The organism is Cupriavidus sp. GW822-FHT06G04 (assembly GCF_058799075.1).
In genome coordinates this window covers 284,789-302,758 of record NZ_JBXALD010000009.1, presented here as the reverse complement: position 1 = coordinate 302,758, position 17,970 = coordinate 284,789, and the positions used below count along the sequence as shown (strand labels likewise).

13 protein-coding genes are annotated in these 17,970 nt (G+C 61.8%); 9 read left to right on the top strand and 4 right to left on the bottom strand.

The annotated features are described in order from the left end of the window. Positions 1 to 364: 364 nt before the first annotated feature. The 6 genes from AC1RKI_RS21255 (at position 365) to guaD (ending at position 10,241) form a co-directional block, all read left to right on the top strand. Positions 365 to 736 (top strand): endonuclease, encoded by a 372-nt coding sequence (locus AC1RKI_RS21255; protein WP_150979872.1) that lies wholly within the window; start codon positions 365 to 367, stop codon positions 734 to 736. A gap of 812 nt (positions 737 to 1,548) precedes the next feature. Further along, positions 1,549 to 2,718, top strand: a complete 1,170-nt coding sequence (locus AC1RKI_RS21250; protein WP_222156685.1) for an efflux RND transporter periplasmic adaptor subunit — start codon at positions 1,549 to 1,551, stop codon at positions 2,716 to 2,718. Between the two features lie 26 nt (positions 2,719 to 2,744). Next, positions 2,745 to 5,891 carry an efflux RND transporter permease subunit gene (locus AC1RKI_RS21245; protein WP_061957110.1) on the top strand — a complete coding sequence of 1,049 codons (3,147 nt, stop codon included), beginning with the start codon at positions 2,745 to 2,747 and terminating at the stop codon, positions 5,889 to 5,891. Beyond that, positions 5,888 to 7,369, top strand: coding sequence for an AdeC/AdeK/OprM family multidrug efflux complex outer membrane factor (locus AC1RKI_RS21240; RefSeq protein ID WP_061957111.1), 1,482 nt, complete (start codon positions 5,888 to 5,890; stop codon positions 7,367 to 7,369). The genes AC1RKI_RS21245 and AC1RKI_RS21240 overlap by 4 nt, the downstream gene beginning before the upstream one ends. A 269-nt stretch (positions 7,370 to 7,638) precedes the next feature. Then, on the top strand, positions 7,639 to 8,877 hold the full coding sequence (locus AC1RKI_RS21235; protein ID WP_490713713.1) for an MFS transporter: 1,239 nt from the start codon (positions 7,639 to 7,641) through the stop codon (positions 8,875 to 8,877). A 23-nt stretch (positions 8,878 to 8,900) separates the two neighbouring features. Further along, positions 8,901 to 10,241, top strand: a complete 1,341-nt coding sequence (gene guaD, locus AC1RKI_RS21230; RefSeq protein ID WP_492796780.1) for a guanine deaminase — start codon at positions 8,901 to 8,903, stop codon at positions 10,239 to 10,241. Positions 10,242 to 10,252: 11 nt separating this feature from the next. On the opposite strand, the gene rocF is transcribed toward guaD, so the two are convergent. Continuing rightward, on the bottom strand, positions 10,253 to 11,155 hold the full coding sequence (gene rocF, locus AC1RKI_RS21225) for an arginase (RefSeq protein ID WP_150979876.1): 903 nt from the start codon (positions 11,153 to 11,155) through the stop codon (positions 10,253 to 10,255). 152 nt (positions 11,156 to 11,307) lie between these two features. Here rocF and AC1RKI_RS21220 point away from each other — a divergent pair, with 152 nt between their 5' ends. Together AC1RKI_RS21220 and AC1RKI_RS21215 are read left to right on the top strand one after the other, a co-directional pair. Continuing rightward, positions 11,308 to 12,921: an MFS transporter gene (locus tag AC1RKI_RS21220; RefSeq protein ID WP_150979877.1), complete on the top strand. Its 1,614-nt coding sequence runs from the start codon at positions 11,308 to 11,310 to the stop codon at positions 12,919 to 12,921. Between the two features lie 37 nt (positions 12,922 to 12,958). Next, positions 12,959 to 13,420 carry a MarR family winged helix-turn-helix transcriptional regulator gene (locus tag AC1RKI_RS21215; protein WP_061957116.1) on the top strand — a complete coding sequence of 154 codons (462 nt, stop codon included), beginning with the start codon at positions 12,959 to 12,961 and terminating at the stop codon, positions 13,418 to 13,420. 13 nt (positions 13,421 to 13,433) lie between these two features. Here the strand turns inward: AC1RKI_RS21215 and AC1RKI_RS21210 are convergent, their stop codons facing one another. The 3 genes from AC1RKI_RS21210 to AC1RKI_RS21200 all read right to left on the bottom strand — a co-directional run bounded on the left by AC1RKI_RS21210 (position 13,434) and on the right by AC1RKI_RS21200 (position 16,791). Further along, entirely contained in the window at positions 13,434 to 14,768 is a 1,335-nt protein-coding gene (locus AC1RKI_RS21210) for a cobyrinic acid a,c-diamide synthase CobB (protein WP_223506350.1), read from the bottom strand. Positions 14,769 to 14,867: 99 nt separating this feature from the next. After that, on the bottom strand, positions 14,868 to 15,530 hold the full coding sequence (locus tag AC1RKI_RS21205) for a response regulator (RefSeq protein ID WP_492796783.1): 663 nt from the start codon (positions 15,528 to 15,530) through the stop codon (positions 14,868 to 14,870). 307 nt (positions 15,531 to 15,837) lie between these two features. Further along, positions 15,838 to 16,791 carry a LysR family transcriptional regulator gene (locus AC1RKI_RS21200; RefSeq protein ID WP_061957118.1) on the bottom strand — a complete coding sequence of 318 codons (954 nt, stop codon included), beginning with the start codon at positions 16,789 to 16,791 and terminating at the stop codon, positions 15,838 to 15,840. Between the two features lie 835 nt (positions 16,792 to 17,626). On the opposite strand from AC1RKI_RS21200, the gene AC1RKI_RS21195 reads away from it, so the two are divergent. Then, positions 17,627 to 17,917 (top strand): transposase, encoded by a 291-nt coding sequence (locus tag AC1RKI_RS21195; RefSeq protein ID WP_061957119.1) that lies wholly within the window; start codon positions 17,627 to 17,629, stop codon positions 17,915 to 17,917. The last annotated feature ends 53 nt before the right edge of the window (positions 17,918 to 17,970 follow it).

The window sequence follows — 17,970 nt, the reverse complement described above, 5'->3', positions numbered from 1 at the left end:
CCGTGTGAAAGTAGGTCATCGCCAGGCTCTTATCCCCAAAACCCCCAAGCCCTAAAAGCTTGGGGGTTTTGCTTTTGGGCGAACGGTTTGGTTTACAGCGTGCGATGCTTGGTCATCGCCGCGGGCGATGCGTCAGCTCAAGTCTACTCGGGGCGGCGCCAACCACTCGGCAGTCCGGAGACCCAAAATCGGCTTTTACACGCCATGTGTAAAAGCGAACCGAAAATGCGTTTTTCAAGGCATTTTATCGGCCGATACACATAATTTTGCGTCTTAAGCGGTGCTTTTCACCCCGGCACGCCTTTCGCTCTCTATACGTCCATGGTGGCAAATTGGTTGCCCCTTTCGTCTCATGGAGGTAATTATGCGATTGAATCGAGCAAGTACATTTCTCGCAGCAGGTGCTTTTGCGATCTTGTCGGCAAGCGCTGTTGCCCAAACGACGCCCACTCCGCGCGATCCTTATACGCAGGGCGCGGCAACTTCCACGGGCACTTACGATCCGTATTCCAGCGGCGCGCGTACCGGCGATAAATTCGACCCGTACTCGCAAGGCGCCAACCAGAGCACGCGCAGCGATCTCGCTCCGCAGTCTCAAACCTATCAACCTGACATGTCCCAGCCGGTTCAGACCGATCGCGTTGGCGCCTCGGCATATCGCGGCGACATGCGGTGGAGTGGCCCAATGCTCGGCAGTCGTCTCGGACCACGCAGCCGTTTCCTGGACGGCGCCTGAATGAACAACGGCCGGATAACCATTTAAAAGACGTCGCACCATTATCGGACAGCACGCCCTCGCTACCAGCGAGGGCTTTTTTATTGACCTCGCGGAACGGCTCGCCGACGATGTCACATTGTCTCATTCACGCAAAACACTGTTTTGACCGTAGCGCATGAGCCCGGGAGAGCGGCCCACCTGCCCGAGAAATAAGCAGTTCCACCCTGCATTACGTGTATTTCACGTTATTACAGGCAAATTTCTGTGATCACGATTCATCGTCAAGCTGGTACGATGGCACGCTGTCTGTGGTTTGGATATGGAACTGACAGTTAGCAGTCCGCTCAAATGCTGCATTGCCGCAGAATGCGACAACTTGCCTGGAGGAGGGGGTTGTCGCCATGCCTTGGCGTACCAGGGTGCTACATGGATGGCAGACATTACCGTTTCGGCTGTCGCCAGCAACAATCGACAAAACCGATTATTGTTGCGACCGGCAGTTGCGATGTTCGCAATAGACGGACACGTGATTGCGCGAAGAACGGTAATACCGATAAACGAAGATGTGCAGGACGTTACGAGTACGGGGAGCAGGGACATCGACAGGATGAACCTGTAGCTGGGTGCGCGCGCGGCGTGTCCGGCATTGTGTTTTCCTCCAGGCCAGCAATCTGGCGAAAGCAGGGGCCGATGGCGACAATCCGCTGAATTCGATATCCGAAATTTGCCTGAAGCAGGCACGTCTGTTGCGTCCACGCGCGCCGTGGAGCCCGCTTGGTTGAAGCCAGGCGCAAGAAGAACTAATCCGTTTCATCCTCGAGGAAATCGCTATGCAAGCAACGCGCGCCAAGCGTGCTTTGATTCCAGGCATGCTGGCTATTGCCGTAACGGTGCTAGCCGCATGCGGCAAGAAGAACGAAGCCCCTGCGGCCCAGACGCCTGAAGTGAAAGTTGTCACGCTCAAGAACGAAAGCGTCACGCTCGATACCTCCTTGCCCGGTCGTACGACGCCTTACCGGATCGCGGAGGTCCGCCCGCAAGTCAACGGCATTCTTCAGAAGCGGTTGTTCGTGGAAGGCAGCGACGTGAAGCAGGGTCAGCAGCTTTATCAGATCGATCCGTCGACCTATGAAGCCACGGCCAAGAGCGCCGAAGCCACGCTGGAATCGTCGCGCCTGCTGGCTGAGCGTTACGGCCGACTGGTCGGCGATGAAGCCGTCAGCAAGCAGCAATTCGCAGAAGCCCAGGCTTCCTTCATGCAAGCCAAGGCGGCAGTAGATCAGGCGCATATCAATTTGCGCTACACCCGGGTGCTGGCGCCGATCTCCGGCCGCATCAGCCGCTCGCTGGTGACGGAAGGCGCTTTGGTCACCAATGGCCAGGCCACAGCACTGACCACGATTCAGCAGCTCGACCCGATCTATGTGGACGTTACCCAGCCGTCCGCGTCGATTCTGCGCCTGCGCAAGGAACTGGCTAACGGCCAACTGCAAGGCGCCGGCGCCAACGCTGCGAAGGTGACGCTCCAGCTGGAAGACGGCAGCACCTATGCGGAAGCGGGCCGTCTCGAGTTTTCCGAAGTGGCCGTGGACCAGAGCACGGGATCGGTCACGTTGCGCGCCGTGTTTCCGAACCCGCGCAGCGAACTGCTGCCGGGCATGTTCGTGCACGCGCGGCTTGCCGAAGGTGTCAAGAGCTCGGCCATCCTTGCGCCGCAGCGCGGCGTGACGCGTGACCTCAAGGGCCAGCCGACTGCGCTGGTGGTCAACGCCAACAACGAGGTGGAACTGCGCGTCCTGAAGACCGACCGCACCATCGGCACGCGCTGGTTGGTGACCGATGGTCTGAAAGCAGGCGATCGGGTGATCGTCGAAGGTTTGCAGTTTGTTCGCCCAGGCGTGAAGGTCAAGGCAACTGAAGCCGATGCCGCGGCAGCAGGGGATGCGCCCGCCGCCGCATCCGCACCCGCAGCCGCATCCGCGCCTGCCGCAAAGTCCTGATCGGGGCCGACGCATGAGGATTCGCCATGTCTAATTTCTTTATCGAGCGGCCGATCTTTGCGTGGGTGATCGCGCTCGTGATCATGCTCGCCGGCGTGCTGTCGATACGCTCGCTGCCAGTGACGCAATATCCGGCCATCGCGCCGCCCACCATCGCCATTTCGGTGACCTATCCGGGCGCCTCGGCGCAGACCGTGCAGGATACGGTCGTGCAGGTGATCGAACAGCAGCTGAACGGTCTCGACCGTCTGCGCTATATCTCGTCGGAATCGAATTCCGACGGCAGCATGACGATCACGGCTACGTTCGAGCAGGGCACCAACCCTGACATCGCGCAGGTGCAGGTGCAGAACAAGCTCGCGCTGGCTACGCCATTGTTGCCGCAGGAAGTACAGCAGCAGGGTATCCGCGTGACCAAATCGGTGCGGAACTTCCTGATCATCGTGGGCCTGATTTCGACCAATCCGGCCACCACGCGTGAAGATTTGTCGAACTATATCGTCTCGAACCTGCAGGATCCGATTTCGCGGACGGCGGGTGTGGGCGACTTCCAGGTGTTCGGCTCGCAATATGCGATGCGGATCTGGCTCGATCCGGCCAAGCTGAACAGCTACCAGCTGGCGCCGCTCGATGTCAGCACGGCCATCAAAGCGCAGAACGTGCAGGTGGCTTCGGGCCAGTTGGGCGGCCTGCCCGCGGTGCAGGGCCAGCAGCTCAATGCAACGGTGATCGGCAAGACGCGCCTTCAGACCGCGGAACAGTTCGGCAATATCCTCCTGAAGGTCAATCCCGATGGCTCGCAAGTACGCCTGAAGGATGTGGCCGATGTGGGCCTGGGCGGCCAGGACTACTCCATCAATGCGCAGTACAACGGCAGGCCGGCGTCCGGTATCGCGATCCGTCTCGCTTCCGGCGCCAACGCACTCGAGACGGTCAAGAATGTCCGCAATACGCTGAATCAGCTCGAGCCGACTTTCCCGCCGGGGATCAAGGTGGTGTTTCCGTATGACACCACGCCGGTGATTGCCGATTCCATTCACGAGGTGGTCAAGACCCTGCTCGAAGCCATCGTGCTGGTGTTCCTGGTGATGTACCTGTTCCTGCAGAACTTCCGCGCCACGCTGATCCCGACGATCGCCGTGCCGGTGGTGCTGTTGGGCACGTTCGGGGTGCTGGCAGCGTTCGGCTATTCGATCAACACGCTGACCATGTTCGGGATGGTGCTGGCCATCGGCCTGCTGGTGGATGACGCCATCGTGGTGGTCGAGAACGTGGAGCGCGTGATGTCCGAGGACGGGCTTGGGCCGAAGGAGGCCGCCCGGAAATCGATGGGGCAGATTCAGGGCGCGTTGGTTGGCATTGCGCTGGTGTTGTCGGCCGTGTTCCTGCCGATGGCATTCTTTGGCGGGTCGACCGGGGTGATCTATCGCCAGTTCTCGATCACGATCGTTTCGGCGATGGTGCTGTCGGTGCTGGTGGCGTTGATATTGACCCCGGCGCTGTGCGCCACGATGCTAAAGCCCATCGAGAAAGGCGATCACGGCGAGCACAAGCAGGGCTTTTTCGGCTGGTTCAACCGCAGCTTCATCAAGTCCACGCAGAAGTATGAGCGCGGCGTGGTGGGCATCCTGAAACGCCGCGCGCCGTTCCTGATCATCTATGTGCTGATCGTCGTGGCGATGGGATTCCTGTTCACGCGGATTCCAACGTCGTTCCTGCCGGAAGAAGACCAGGGCGTGTTGTATGCCCAGGTCCAGACGCCGCCGGGATCGTCGGCAGAGCGTACGCAGGCCGTGCTCGACCAGATGCGCAACTACCTGCTGAACGACGAAGGCAAGATCGTCGAGTCGCTGTTCACGGTGAACGGCTTCAACTTCGCCGGTCGCGGTCAGAGTTCGGGTCTCGCGTTCATCCTGCTCAAGCCGTTCAAGGATCGCGAGGGCGACGCCACCAGCGTGTTCGACCTGACCAAGCGCGCGCAAGCCAAGTTCAGCACGTTCCGCGATTCGCTGGCCTTTGCGTTCGCGCCGCCAGCGGTGCAGGAACTGGGCAACGCCACGGGCTTCGACTTCTACATGCAGGACCAGGCCGGCCTTGGCCACGACGCGCTGATGGAAGCGCGCAACAAGTTCCTTGGCCTGGCAGCGAAGAGCCCGGCGCTCCAACGCGTGCGTCCCAACGGCCTGAACGACGAGCCGCAATACGTGCTGGACATCGACGACGAACGCGCTCGCGCATTGGGTGTTTCGGTGTCCGATATCAACAGCACGGTGTCGATCGCGTGGGGTTCCAGCTACGTGAACGACTTCATCGACCGCGGCCGCGTCAAGCGTGTCTATCTGCAGGGCCGTCCCAATGCGCGGATGAACCCGGAGGATCTGGACAAGTGGTTCGTGCGCAACGACAAGGGCGACATGGTTCCGTTCTCGGCTTTCGCCTCCGGCAAATGGGGCTATGGATCTCCGAAGCTCCAGCGCTACAACGGCGTGCCGGCGGTGGAAATCCTGGGCGAGCCGGCGGCAGGCAAGAGTTCCGGCGAGGCGATGGCTGCCGTCGAGGAAATCATGAAGCAGATGCCGGCTGGCATTTCGTATTCGTGGACTGGGCTTTCCTACGAGGAACGGCTGTCCGGCGCCCAGGCACCGGCGCTCTATGCACTGTCGCTGCTGGTGGTGTTCCTGTGTTTGGCGGCGCTGTATGAAAGCTGGTCGATTCCGTTCTCGGTGATGCTGGTGGTGCCGCTTGGTGTGATTGGCGCGCTGATCGCCACGCTCGCGCGCGGTTTGTCGAACGACGTGTTCTTCCAGGTCGGCCTGCTGACCACGGTGGGTCTGTCGGCCAAGAACGCGATTCTGATCGTGGAATTTGCCAAGGACCTGCACGACCAGGGCAAGGGGCTTGTCGAGGCCGCGGTGGAGGCCTGCCGCATGCGGCTGCGTCCGATCATCATGACGTCGCTGGCGTTCATGCTCGGCGTATTCCCGCTGGCCGTGTCGCAAGGCGCGGGCGCTGGCAGCCAGCACGCAATCGGTACTGGCGTGATCGGCGGCATGATCACGGCGACGGTTCTGGCCATCTTCTGGGTGCCGCTGTTCTTCGTGGTCGTCAGCGCGATCAAGGAACGGCGCCGCAAATCGGGATCGTCCTCCCTGGAAACGGGAGCACAAGCATGAGAAAGACACTACTTTGCCTGGCCGCGGCAGCGGCATTGACCGGCTGCAGCCTGATTCCGACCTATGAGCGGCCGGCTGCGCCGGTGGACGCTGCGTATCCGCAGGGCGATGCCTATCGCGGATCGGCCGGCGACGCGCAAGTGGCGCCGGCGGTGGAGCTCGGCTGGCGCGATTACTTTGCCGATCCACGCCTGCGCAGGCTGATCGAGGTTTCGCTGGAAAACAATCGCGATCTGCGTGTGGCCGCGCTGAATGTCGAAGCGTACCGTGCGCAGTACCGCATCCAGCGCGCGGACTTGTTCCCTGAAGTCGGCGCGACCGGCCAAGGTACGCGCCAGCGCGTGCCGGCGGACCTGTCCACCACGGGGCAGCGCGTGATAAGCAGCCAGTACGGCGTGTCGCTGGGCACCACGGCCTGGGAAATCGATCTGTTCGGCCGATTGCGCAGCCTGAGCGACGCCGCGCTTCAGCAATACTTCGCCAGCGAGGAGGCGCGCCGCAGCACGCAGATCGCGCTGGTGGCCAGCGTCGCCAACGCCTATCTGACGATGCGCGCCGACGAGGCGCAACTGCAGGTCACACGCGATACGCTTGGCACCTACGAGCGGACGTACAACCTGACGCGCCGCAGCTTCGAGGAAGGCGTCGCGTCTCGTCTGGACTTGCGCCAGTCGCAGACGCAGGTCGAGAACGCGCGTGCATCGCTGGCCCGATATACGCGTCTGGTGGCGCAGGACGCCAATGCGCTGACGCTGCTGCTCGGCACGGCCATGCCGGCGGACCTGCCCGAAGGATTGAGCCTCTACCAGAAACTGGTCGCCGATGTGCCGGCCGGCATGCCGTCGGATCTGTTGCAGAACCGTCCCGACATCCTCGCGGCCGAGCATCGTCTGCTGTCGGCCAACGCCGATATCGGCGCAGCGCGCGCGGCGTTCTTTCCGCGCATCACGCTGACCGCTTCGGGCGGCACGGCCAGCCGCCAGTTGTCCGGACTGTTCGATGCGGGATCGGGTACGTGGTTGTTCTCGCCGCAGATCACGCTGCCGATCTTCACCGCCGGCAGCCTGCGCGCGAGCCTCGACTACGCGAAGGTCCAGAAGGACATCAACGTCGCGACGTACGAACGGACCGTGCAGTCGGCGTTCCGCGAGGTGTCGGACGGTTTGGCCGCGCGTGGCACTTACACCGATCAGCTTCAGGCACAACAGCGGCTTGTCGAAGCCAGTCAGGACTACTTCAGATTGGCGGAGGGCAGATACCGTACTGGCGTCGATAGCTATCTGACGCTGCTCGACGCGCAGCGGCAGCTGTTCAACGCGCAGCAGGCACTGATCGATGCACGGTTCAATCAGCTGACCAGTGAAGTCAATCTCTACAAGGCGCTGGGAGGCGGGCTGAACGAGGTTACCGGGCCAGCGGCACCTGACGCCGGCACTACAACTGGCAGCGCAGCCAACAGCAATAAATCGGCATCCTGATCGCCGCGCGCGAAATCGATGCAGTCATGACGGAGGCAGCTTCTGGCTGCCTCCGTTTTTTATTTTGGCGTCAAGCCAGTTGCATTCGCGATGCGCGCGATGGCTGCGCCATCAGAGCCGCATCGAAATAAGTGGCATCGATTTACGGCGAGCTGCATCAAAAAAAATCACTTCGACGACGCCCCTCTGTGCACGATAGTTCTCGCATCCACATCGGGGGGCAAGAGATGGCACAGACGCAATCCACATCGATAGCGCGGACAGCGCAAGTGCAGCTCGGCGGCGCCCGGGCCTGGTGGGTATGGACGCTTTCCGTATTGTTTGTGGTGTACCTGTTCAGCGTGCAGACCGGCTACTCGGTCGTCAACGCGGACATCGGGCGCGATGTTGCGTTAAGCGTCACGCAAATCAGTACGATCGCCGCCGTGTACACCTGGGTATTCGCGGTCTGCCAGTTTTTTGGCGGCGCATTGCTGGACCGCCTTGGCGCGCATAAGGTGCTGCCGCTGTCGGTCGCGCTGGTGACGCTCGGGGTGTTTCTGTTTGCCAACGCCACCAGCTATCCAATGTTGCTGGCATCGCAATTCGTAATGGCGATTGGCGCATGCACCGGCTTTGTCGGTGGCGGATATATCGGCGGTCAATGGTTTGGCATGGCCAAATTCAATTTCATGTTTGGTCTCGTGCAATTGTGCGCATCGCTGTCATCGGCTTTTTCAGTGACGGCACTTCAATACGCATTGGCGCAGATGGAGTGGCGCACGCTGTTCAATTACGTCGGCGCATCTGGCGTGATACTGACCGTGCTGGCCTATATCTATTTGCGCAATCCGGCGCCGGTGGAGCAGACCGCGGACAGCATCGGAGGATTCTTCAAGGATGTCATCGCATCGCTGAACGCGGTAATGAAGATCTTTCACGTCTGGCTATGCGCGCTTATCTGTGCGGTGCTGTTCGGCAGTCTGCTGGCAGGCGGTGTGGTCTGGACTCCCAAGCTCATGGCAGTGCGCGGCGCGTCGCCGGAGCAGGCGGCCTTCAGTGCGTCGCTGCTATGGCTTGGGCTGGCTGCAGGTTGCCTTGTGCTGCCTGCATGGTCGGACAGGCTGCGTCGGCGCAAGCTGCCGATCGTACTGGGCTGCGCCATTCAGCTCGCGTGCGCGTCCGCCATTCTCTATGTGCCGGTGCTGCCGATCTGGCTGGCACTGTTACTGAACTTCATTTTTGGCTTTGCCAACGCGGCGCATATGCTGACCTTCAGTAGCGCGGCCGACGTTGTGCCGCCGCAGTTGATCGGCACATCGGCGGCGTTCGTCAACGGATTGGCGTTTATTGCGGGCGGCATCATGATCGCCCGGCCCGGCGCGCGAGTCGCCATGGGGGAAGCCGAGGGCCTCACCGAGCATTCGTTGGCGCTGGCGCAGTATGCGGCGCTTCCGATCGTCGTGGCGCTGGCAGTGGCGTTACTGCTGTCGCTGATCATGCGCGAGTCCTATCCCAAGCAACAGTAAGACCTTGAATGGAGAGCAATGACATGAGCACGACAGCCATTCGCGCCGCGGCAGTGACATTTCGCGCCGACCCGTTCCTGCATGAACCCGCCGACTGCCTGGTGTACGAGCCCGACGCCGTCATCGCCATGGACGGCGGCAAGATCGCGGATTTCGGCCCCGCCGACGAGGTGTTGAAGCGCCTGCCTGCCGATACGTTGGTACTTCACTATCCCGATGCGATCGTTAGTGCCGGCTTTATCGATACGCATATCCATTATCCGCAGACCCAGATGGTCGCCGCGTTCGGCGAACAACTGCTCGAATGGCTGACCAAATACACGTTCATCGCGGAACAGCAGTTTGCCGATATCGGGCACGCGCGCAGCGTGGCGGGGGTCTTCCTGCGGGAGCTACTGCGTGCCGGGACCACTACGGCGGCCGTCTACTGCACCGTGCATCCGCAGTCGGTAGATGCATTCTTCGAGGAGTCGAGCCGCTTCAATACGCGCATGATCGCGGGCAAAGTACTGATGGACCGTAACGCGCCGCCAGCACTGCTGGACACCGCGGAGACGGGATACCGGGAAAGCCAGGCGCTGATCGGACGCTGGCATGGCCGAGGGCGCCAGCACTATTGCATTACACCGCGCTTTGCGCCTACCAGCACCGACGCCCAGCTCGATGTCTGCGGCACGCTGCGCAAGGAGTATCCCGACGCCTACGTGCAGACGCATCTGTGCGAGAACCTCGATGAAATCGCCTGGGTGCGGTCCTTGTTCCCGGCACGCCAAAGTTATCTGGATGTTTACGCGCATGCGGGCATCGTCGGTGACCGGTCCATCTACGGTCACGGTATCCACTTGACCGAGCAGGATTTCGCGATCTGTCATCAGACCGGCGCGGCGCTAGCGCACTGCCCGACCTCGAACCTGTTCCTGGGCAGCGGCCTATTCCGGTTGTTCGATGCCAAGCAAGCCGCGCGGCCGGTGAGGGTGGGCCTTGGCACCGATATCGGCGCCGGGACCAGCTTCTGCCAGTTGCAGAGCCTGAACGAGGCATACAAGGTTGCCGCCATGAATGGCACACGGCTGACGGCAATCCACGCTTGGTATCTGGCCACGCGAGGCGGCGCCGAGGCGCTGTGTCTCGAAAACACCATCGGCTCGATCGCTCCCGGTTTCGATGCCGATCTGGTTATCCTCGATCGCAAGGCCACGCCGATGCTTGATTTTCGCGACGCCTACTGCGCGGATATCGTCGAACGCCTTTTCGTGCTGATGACGCTCGGGGACGATCGCGTGGTGCGCGCCACCTATGTGGCAGGCCAGCGCGTCTACGATCGCGACGCGCAGGGCGAGCGCTTCAACTATCCGGCAGCCTGATCGCGCCGCGGCTACAGCGTGGATTTGCCGAACAGGCTTTCGATCAGTTCCACCACAAGTTCCGCGGTCTGGTTGTGGACATCGCGCGCCGGATTGAGTTCGAGCACGTCGAGCGAGCATAGCGCGCCGGTGTCCTCGATCATTTCCAGCGCCAGATGCGCCTCGCGATAGGTCGGCCCGCCGCGCACCGGCGTGCCCACCCCTGGCGCGATCTGGCTGTCGAGAAAGTCCACGTCAAAGCTGACATGCAGATGTGTATCGGCGTCGATGCCCGCCAGCGCGCGCTCCATCGTCTGCCGCATGCCGTTCTCGTCGATGTAGCGCATGTCGTAGACCGTCAGTCCCAATTCGCGCAGGCGCAACTTCTCTTCGGCATCGACGCTGCGGATGCCGATCTGGCGGATCTGTTGGGGCGACATGGCCGGCGTGACGCCGCTCAACGCGGTGAGCGGTGCCGGACCATCGCCGCATAGGCACGCCACCGGCATCCCATGGATATTGCCTGTGGGGCTGGTGCTGCCCGTGTTGGCGTCGGCATGGGCGTCCAGCCATAGCACCATCAGGCGTTTGCCTTGCTCGCGGCAGTGTCGGGCAGCGGCGCTGACCGACCCGATCGCCAGGCAATGATCGCCACCCATCAGCAGCGGCATATGCCCCGCTGTCAGCGCGGCGTACGCGGTGTCGAAGATCTGGCGGTTCCATGCCAGCACTTCTTCGAGGTGCCGCATGCCGTCGACCGGCGGTTGCCAGGGGTTGCCCGGTCCGTTCAGGTTGCCGATGTCTCGTACATCGAGACCGTTCCGTATCAATGCGCCGGCGATGTCGGCCACGCGTAGCGCTTCCGGGCCCATCGAGGCGCCGCGAATGCTGGCCCCGACGTCTGTCGGTGCACCGAACAACGTGATCGGCTTCATGCAAACTCCTTTGACTTGCGGATGGCTGACCCAAGAATGATGGCACGATCCGCCACCTGTTTGACGCGCTCGGAAATTCCCCAGCACACGATGCGCCAGGAGCCTATAATTTCTCGATCCTTGACGTTACAACGATTGATTCGGCAACAGAAATGGCTTCGAAACCCCATCCAGCGCAGGATCCAGCACAAATAAACAACCGAGGGCAGGTGCTGCCGTTTCGGGAATCTCTGCTGGCCATGCTGGGCATCGCGTTTGTTGTCATGCTGGTGGCGCTGGACCAGACCGTGGTGGCTACCGCATTGCCCACCGTGGTGGCCGAACTTCAAGGCTTCGAGTACTACGCGTGGGTCGCTACGGCGTATCTGCTGACATCGGTGATTACCGTGCCGATTTTCGGCCGGCTTGGCGACTATTACGGCCGCAAGCCGTTCGTACTGGCATCGATCGTGGTGTTTCTTGCGGCTTCAGTATTGTGCGGCATGGCCAACAACATGCTGTTCCTGGTGGGTGCGCGCGCACTGCAGGGCATTGGCGGCGGCATGCTGGTCGGTACCGCATTTGCCTGTATTCCGGACCTGTTCCCCGATTCCCATGTGCGCCTGCGTTGGCAGGTGATGATGAGCACCGCGTTCGGCCTGGCCAACGCCCTGGGCCCGTCGCTTGGCGGCGTGCTTACGGAATGGTTTGGATGGCGAGCGGTGTTCTACATCAACGTACCTGTTGGCGTGCTCGGACTGCTGTTCGCATGGCGGTATTTGCCACACCTCAGGCAGGCCTCGCACGACGGCCCTGTGCGGATAGATTGGCTGGGCGCCATGTTGATCGCGGTGGGCCTTGGCAGCCTGCAACTGTCGGTCGAATGGCTGCCCGAGCGTGGCCTGGGGCTGGTGACCGTCGGCCTGATGGTGTTGTCGTGCGCCGCATTCGTGGCGCTGTGGCAATGGTCGCACCGTTGCGCGAACCCGATTTTGCCGCTCGACATGTTCAGAAATCCGGCGCTGTCCCCGCTTTTCTTGCTCGGGGTGCTGGGCGGATTCGCGATGTTTGCGTTGCTGCTTTACGCGCCGTTGCTGTTTCAGGGCGGGTTTGGCTACTCGCCGAAGGAAGCGGGGCTGCTGGTAACGCCGCTCGTGGTATGCATCACGGTGGGCAGTATCGTCAACGGCCGGATCATTACACGCATCCCGCGGCCTAACAGCATGCTTTATGCCGGTTTCGCCATGTTGGCGTTGGCGCTGCTGGGGCTCTCCCAGGCCACGCGCGCTATGCATCACCACGTGCTGCTGGCCATCATGCTGTGCGCGGGGCTCGGTCTTGGATTCGTCCTGCCGAACCTGACCGTCTTTGCACAGCAGACGGCAGGCCGCTCGCACCTGGGCATTGCTACGGCCATGTTGCAGTCGCTACGCATGGTGGGAGGGATGGTCGGGACCGCGCTGGTTGGCACACTGGTGACGCGCAGCTATACATCGAGCGTTACCAATGCACTTGCTGCGGCAAATGCATCGGAATGGGCGCCCAGAATGACGGACCCGCAGATCTTGATCGACAAGGCATCGCAGGCCGAATTGCTGACCAATCTGCACAGTGCAGGGCACAATGGAGCCTTGCTGCTTGAGCAGGCGCGCGCATCGCTGGTTAGCGCGATCCATTTGGGCCTGATGCTGGCGGCGATTGCAGCATTGATCGGCATCTGGCGCACGCGCCGCGTGCCGCCCATCAAGCTGACGCGGGTGCAAGAGCCTGCGATGGCGACGGACTGAACATCGGCGGAAGATCTTCGCCAACAGGAGACTGAATTTGGAACTGGAGCGACAAAGCCTGGCCGTGCTGCAACAGTTTGGACGCACGTACCGGGCGTACGCATCGGCGTTCGAACAGCGTATCGGCCATCCGCTGCCGCGCTGGCGCATTCTCTTTGCCTTGTACGGACACGAGGGCCCCATTGCGCAGAAGCCGCTGGCCGATCGCGTTGGCATGGACCCCGGCGCGCTTACGCGTCAATTGAAGGCCCTGCAGGAGTTGGGCTGGGTCGAGCGCACCACCAGCGAGCGTGACAATCGCATGACCAACGTCACGTTGACAACCCTCGGACGAGACATCGTCGATCAGGCGATGCCGCGCCGATCCGCGTTTCTGCAGGATGTGCTCGCCAACGTGTCCGAAACCACGATGCACAATCTGTCGAAGGGCCTGGCGCAGCTGGAATCAGGCATTGCCGATGCTGTGGCACGGACGACAGCGGAACGCGACGCAGCCTGAAATTTTCCACGCATCACTCCCCGCCAAGCAGCGCCGCGATGGCCGTGTGATTCGACGGGAAATACAAGTGCACATATGACGCGGTGAGCGACCCTACCCGATACACGGCTTCGCCACGCGACCCATCGTGCGGCGATACCGCGTGGGTGATCGGTGTCAATGGCGAATCGGTCGCGGAATAGTGAAACGTGTGCCCGCGTATGACGCCATGCTGCGTCGGCAGCGTGACGGCTTGATGCCCGATTGCCGCCAGCCGTTTCTGCATCGTAACGGTGCCCTGCAGCAGCCCCGCCATCGCATAGGCGACACCCGCCTTGTCGACCAGTGTGTCGAACAGCATCATCATGCCGCCGCATTCGGCCAGGATCGGCATGCCGAGCGCGTGCGCGTCACGAATCGCGCGAACCATCGATATATTCGCGGCCAGGCCGGCGGCATGCAATTCGGGATAACCGCCCGGCAGCCACAAGGCGTCGCACGGCGGCAGCGTCTGGTCGTGCAGTGGCGAGAACCACGCAATATCGGCACCCAGCGCTGTCAACGTTTCGACATTGGCGGGATAGATAAAGCGGAATGCCTCGTCTCGCGCGATGGCGATACGTTTGCCGGCCAGCAATGCGGGCACCGGCGGTGCGCCGACGTCGGCGATCGGCACCGGCTCGGGAAGTTGTGCGATCGGCTGGGTGGCAAGGGCGTCGGCAAGACGGTCCAGCCGATCCATCAGATCCGGCAACTCGTCCGCGCTGAACAGGCCCAGGTGCCGCTCCGGCAGGCTCGCCGCCGGGTCGCGCGCCAGCGATCCTGCCCACTTGATGTCCGGCGCAAGGCTTTCGCGCACCAGGGTCGCGTGACGGGGGCTGCCGACGCCGTTGGCCAATACGTGCATGGCGCGAAACGGCTGCCCGTAGTGCGCCAGGCCGTAAGCGACGGCGCCGAACGTTTGCGCCATGGCGCCCGCCTGTATCACGCTCAGCACCGGCAGGCCGAACAGCCGGGCCACATCGGCGCTGCTGGGCGTGCCGTCGTGCAGACCCATCACGCCCTCGACCAGAATGAGGTCTGCCTCGCGCGCCGCGCTGGCCAGCCTGGCGCGCGCGTCGGCCTCTCCCGTCATCCATAGATCGATCGAGTGCACTGGTGCGCCGCTGGCCGCGGCAAGCAAGGTCGGGTCGAGGAAGTCCGGCCCGGTCTTGAACACGCGCACCCGCAGCCCCTGGCGTGCATGCAGGCGCGCCAGTGCAGCGGTGATCGTGGTCTTGCCCTGGCCGGAGGCCGGCGCGGCCACGAGCAGAACGGGCACGCGGCAGGTTTCGAGCGTGGGGGAGCAGGCGCTTGGCGTGGACAGCATGGGCAGCGGACACTCCGCAGGGGTGGCAATGGCGGCGGCGCCTGGCGAGGCCAGCATGCGCCGCGGCCGATTATAGCGGGCAGTGGCATGCATCGTGGATCAACTCCTTGGCAGGACGACGCCCTGCAGTGCCGCGCATTCGAACAGCTCGCGGTCATTGCTGACGCCCAGCTTGTGCATGGCGCAGTTTTTCTGCCGGCTGATGGTTTTGACACTCCGGCATAGCGTCGTGGCAATTTCGGTAACGGACCGGCCGGTCAGAAACAGGCGCAACACTTCCGTCTCGCGCGCCGACAGGCGTTGTTCGCCATCGCTGCCGCAGGGAAGCATGGTGCGCAGGTCGGTGGGCGCCAGAGCGCGCAGCGCGGACTTGCCGATATAGGTGAAGCCGCGCTGCGCCCGCGCAATTGCGGTGGCGATCTCGTCGAGCTGGCAATCCTTGAGTAACAGTCCCTGAATGCGGACATCAAGAATGGTCCGCAATACCAGCGGATTGGTGATCATGGTCAGTACCACTATCGACATGGCTGGATAGCGGCGGCGCAAGGCGCTGATCAGCCTTACGCCGTCTAGCTCGGCGGGGCCGGGCATATGGAAATCCGTCACCACGACATCCGGCCGCTCAATGTCGGCCTGCTGCAGCAATTCCGAGGCACTTGCAACTTCCCCACAAACTTCCCAGCCGGTTTGGGTCTGCACCCTGGCCCGGATCGCCGCCGTAATGACGGGGTGGTCGTCGGCCAGCAAAATCCTCAACGTCATCCATTGACTCCTGTGCTGTACATGGCTCAGCGTTCGGCTCCGCGCTGGCGTCAAAAAAGCGCCGCACGCGACAGACGTGTGCGGCGCGAACACGCAGCAACTGCGTACACCCGGCGCACCGGACCAAACGGGCGACGATCCGATGCGACGCGATGCCAGCCGAGAGTAATGGGAGGCGTTGACTAGGGCAGTAAGACGATTCGCAAAATGAAATGGGAAGTTGTGCGTTTGCGCAGACGAATGCATTGCGGCCCCGCGATGTCGCCATCGGCGGGGCCGCAAATGGATGGCTGGATCTGGACGCGCGTCAGGCCACAGCCAGCGGGCGGGATGGCTGCTGCGCCTGGCGGCGGCCGTCGATGGCCTTGAGCGGGTCTCGGAGCACCGCGGCGCCAACTTCCATGATGTCGCGCAGGATGGCGCGGTCAGGCGTGCACTGCGGCATCCAGAAATGCAGCGCCGCCCAGGCCGGAAAGCTCGCCGGCGGCGCCAGCAGGCGCGTTTTCCGGTCGCGCGTTACCAACGGCACGTTGAAGTCGAGTACCGGGCAGATGCCGCCTGCCGATTGCAGCAGGGTGATCTGCGTGTGCCACGACGGCACCACGGTTTCGCGATGGCCTGGCGTGGTGGCCTGTCGCGCGAGAAAGGCGCGCAGTGGGCTGCCGCTTTCGCAATCCTCCTGCAGCAAGATCCAGTCCCTTTCCACATCGTCGCTCGAGCCCACGCGCGCCGCGCTGACCAGCCGGCGCGGCGTAGCCAGGATGCTGTGCGGCGTGACGCTGTCCGGCACGCTGATGCCGTCGACCACGAAGGCGCAATCGAGCTTGCCGGTCTCCAGGCTCTCGCCAAGCGCCGCATCGGCGATCACGGGGCGCGTGATGAAACTGTCGTGCGGAAAACGCTCGCACAGCGCAGTCAGGATTTCCGTAATGACCGGGTCCCCGATCGATGACGAAAAGCCGATGGAGATACGCCGCCCGGTGTTTTCCGACTGAACGTTGCCGTCGAGCGGTTGTACGAGATGATTCCACTTGGACAAGATCTGCCGCGCCGTCTGCTCCAGGCGCAGTGCGTGAGGCGTCGGCTCGAGCGTGCCGTTTCGCTTGACGAACAGCGGGTCGCCGGTGATTTCGCGCAGCCGCGCGAGACTATAGGCAACAGTTGGAATGCGTCCCTGCGTGCAGGCGGCTACCGCGCTCAGATCACGGTATTCCATGAGCAGGACAAATACATGCAATAGCTTGGTGCTGACATGCCGCATACTGACTTCTCCCGATCTGATTCTTCCGATTGTTTTTTTTATGGTAAAGCTGGGCAAATAGATGGCTTGCCCGCCGCGCCACTGCATTGGGGGCGCAACAGGCAAGGCTCAAACTGATACAACAAGAAAACAGGGGAGGTCCTTCAACCCCAGGTAATACACCCATACCGCTTCACATGGGTATCACCACCACCGCCAAAGCTTCCAGACATTTGTGTCAGGAATTTTTAGTGGAACTACAGTGGCACCGCTTCCTCAGGCCCTGGGGTAATCCGGCAGCTCATATATTGGCGTCATCGTTGTAACGATGCGTAGCTGTCGACCGCCTGTCTGCAAGCGCTGGGATGCGCGTTTCGCAGGCGTTTGAAAATTAGTTGATGCGAGGAAATCTTAATACAACATTTTAGAAAGTACCAGTAATGGCGTTCGAATGCGTGAAATTCACCGCGCCGCAAGGCCTCTTGTCTTCACAACAAGACATGCCCGCAAACCGCATGGCAGAAGCGTTTCGCAGGCATTTCTTTTTTTCAGCTGCCGCGATGGCAGCGAGTGCTTGCCATACGAAATGGTTTAGATCACCTGTTCCACAGTGTCCAGCACGACGAATTTTTCCAATTTGGAATGACAAAATTTGACTCGCGCAACGTGGGCCAGGCACTCGTGGTTGTTCCGGTACCAAGATTGCTGATCTCTCCGATGCTTCGACTTCAATTTTCTTAACTCGCGTTGCAAAGACACTGACTTGCCTTTTGAACGAGCGCTACGCTAACTTACCCGCAGGATCGGCGGACCGTCTGGTCAGCCGCGCGGAGGCCCGCGGAGTGGAGGCATTCGGGTGAACAGACGCTATTCGGAGGATCAGATCCGCATGTACCTCGCAGAGGCTGCTAAAGGCGTCCCGGTACGCGAGCTTTGCGCACGTTATGGTTTCAGCGATGCATCATTTTACGGATGGCGGACGAAATATGGATCGCCACGGCTGAAGGAAGCGTCGGATGTGCGGCGCATGCGCCAGCTCGAGGAAGAAAACGTGCGGCTCAAGAGTATGCTTGCGGATGCGCTGCTGCAACTCGAGCTGCTGCGCAATCGTACCGGCCGGCGTGGCAGCGGCAGAGTGGACCGCTGAAATTGCTCGATCTCGGTCCGGCAATGTCGAGTTGATCGTTACTCGTTTGCTCC

What these genes read in the sequence shown, in the direction of transcription:
- AC1RKI_RS21240 (WP_061957111.1), top strand. Translation starts at nt 5,888, where the DNA reads ATGAGAAAGACACTACTTTGCCTGGCCGCGGCAGCGGCATTGACCGGC.
- AC1RKI_RS21200 (WP_061957118.1), bottom strand. Translation starts at nt 16,791, where the DNA reads ATGCGGCATGTCAGCACCAAGCTATTGCATGTATTTGTCCTGCTCATG.
- AC1RKI_RS21255 (WP_150979872.1), top strand. Translation starts at nt 365, where the DNA reads ATGCGATTGAATCGAGCAAGTACATTTCTCGCAGCAGGTGCTTTTGCG.
- guaD (WP_492796780.1), top strand. Translation starts at nt 8,901, where the DNA reads ATGAGCACGACAGCCATTCGCGCCGCGGCAGTGACATTTCGCGCCGAC.
- AC1RKI_RS21210 (WP_223506350.1), bottom strand. Translation starts at nt 14,768, where the DNA reads ATGCTGTCCACGCCAAGCGCCTGCTCCCCCACGCTCGAAACCTGCCGC.
- AC1RKI_RS21205 (WP_492796783.1), bottom strand. Translation starts at nt 15,530, where the DNA reads ATGACGTTGAGGATTTTGCTGGCCGACGACCACCCCGTCATTACGGCG.
- rocF (WP_150979876.1), bottom strand. Translation starts at nt 11,155, where the DNA reads ATGAAGCCGATCACGTTGTTCGGTGCACCGACAGACGTCGGGGCCAGC.
- AC1RKI_RS21250 (WP_222156685.1), top strand. Translation starts at nt 1,549, where the DNA reads ATGCAAGCAACGCGCGCCAAGCGTGCTTTGATTCCAGGCATGCTGGCT.
- AC1RKI_RS21245 (WP_061957110.1), top strand. Translation starts at nt 2,745, where the DNA reads ATGTCTAATTTCTTTATCGAGCGGCCGATCTTTGCGTGGGTGATCGCG.
- AC1RKI_RS21220 (WP_150979877.1), top strand. Translation starts at nt 11,308, where the DNA reads ATGGCTTCGAAACCCCATCCAGCGCAGGATCCAGCACAAATAAACAAC.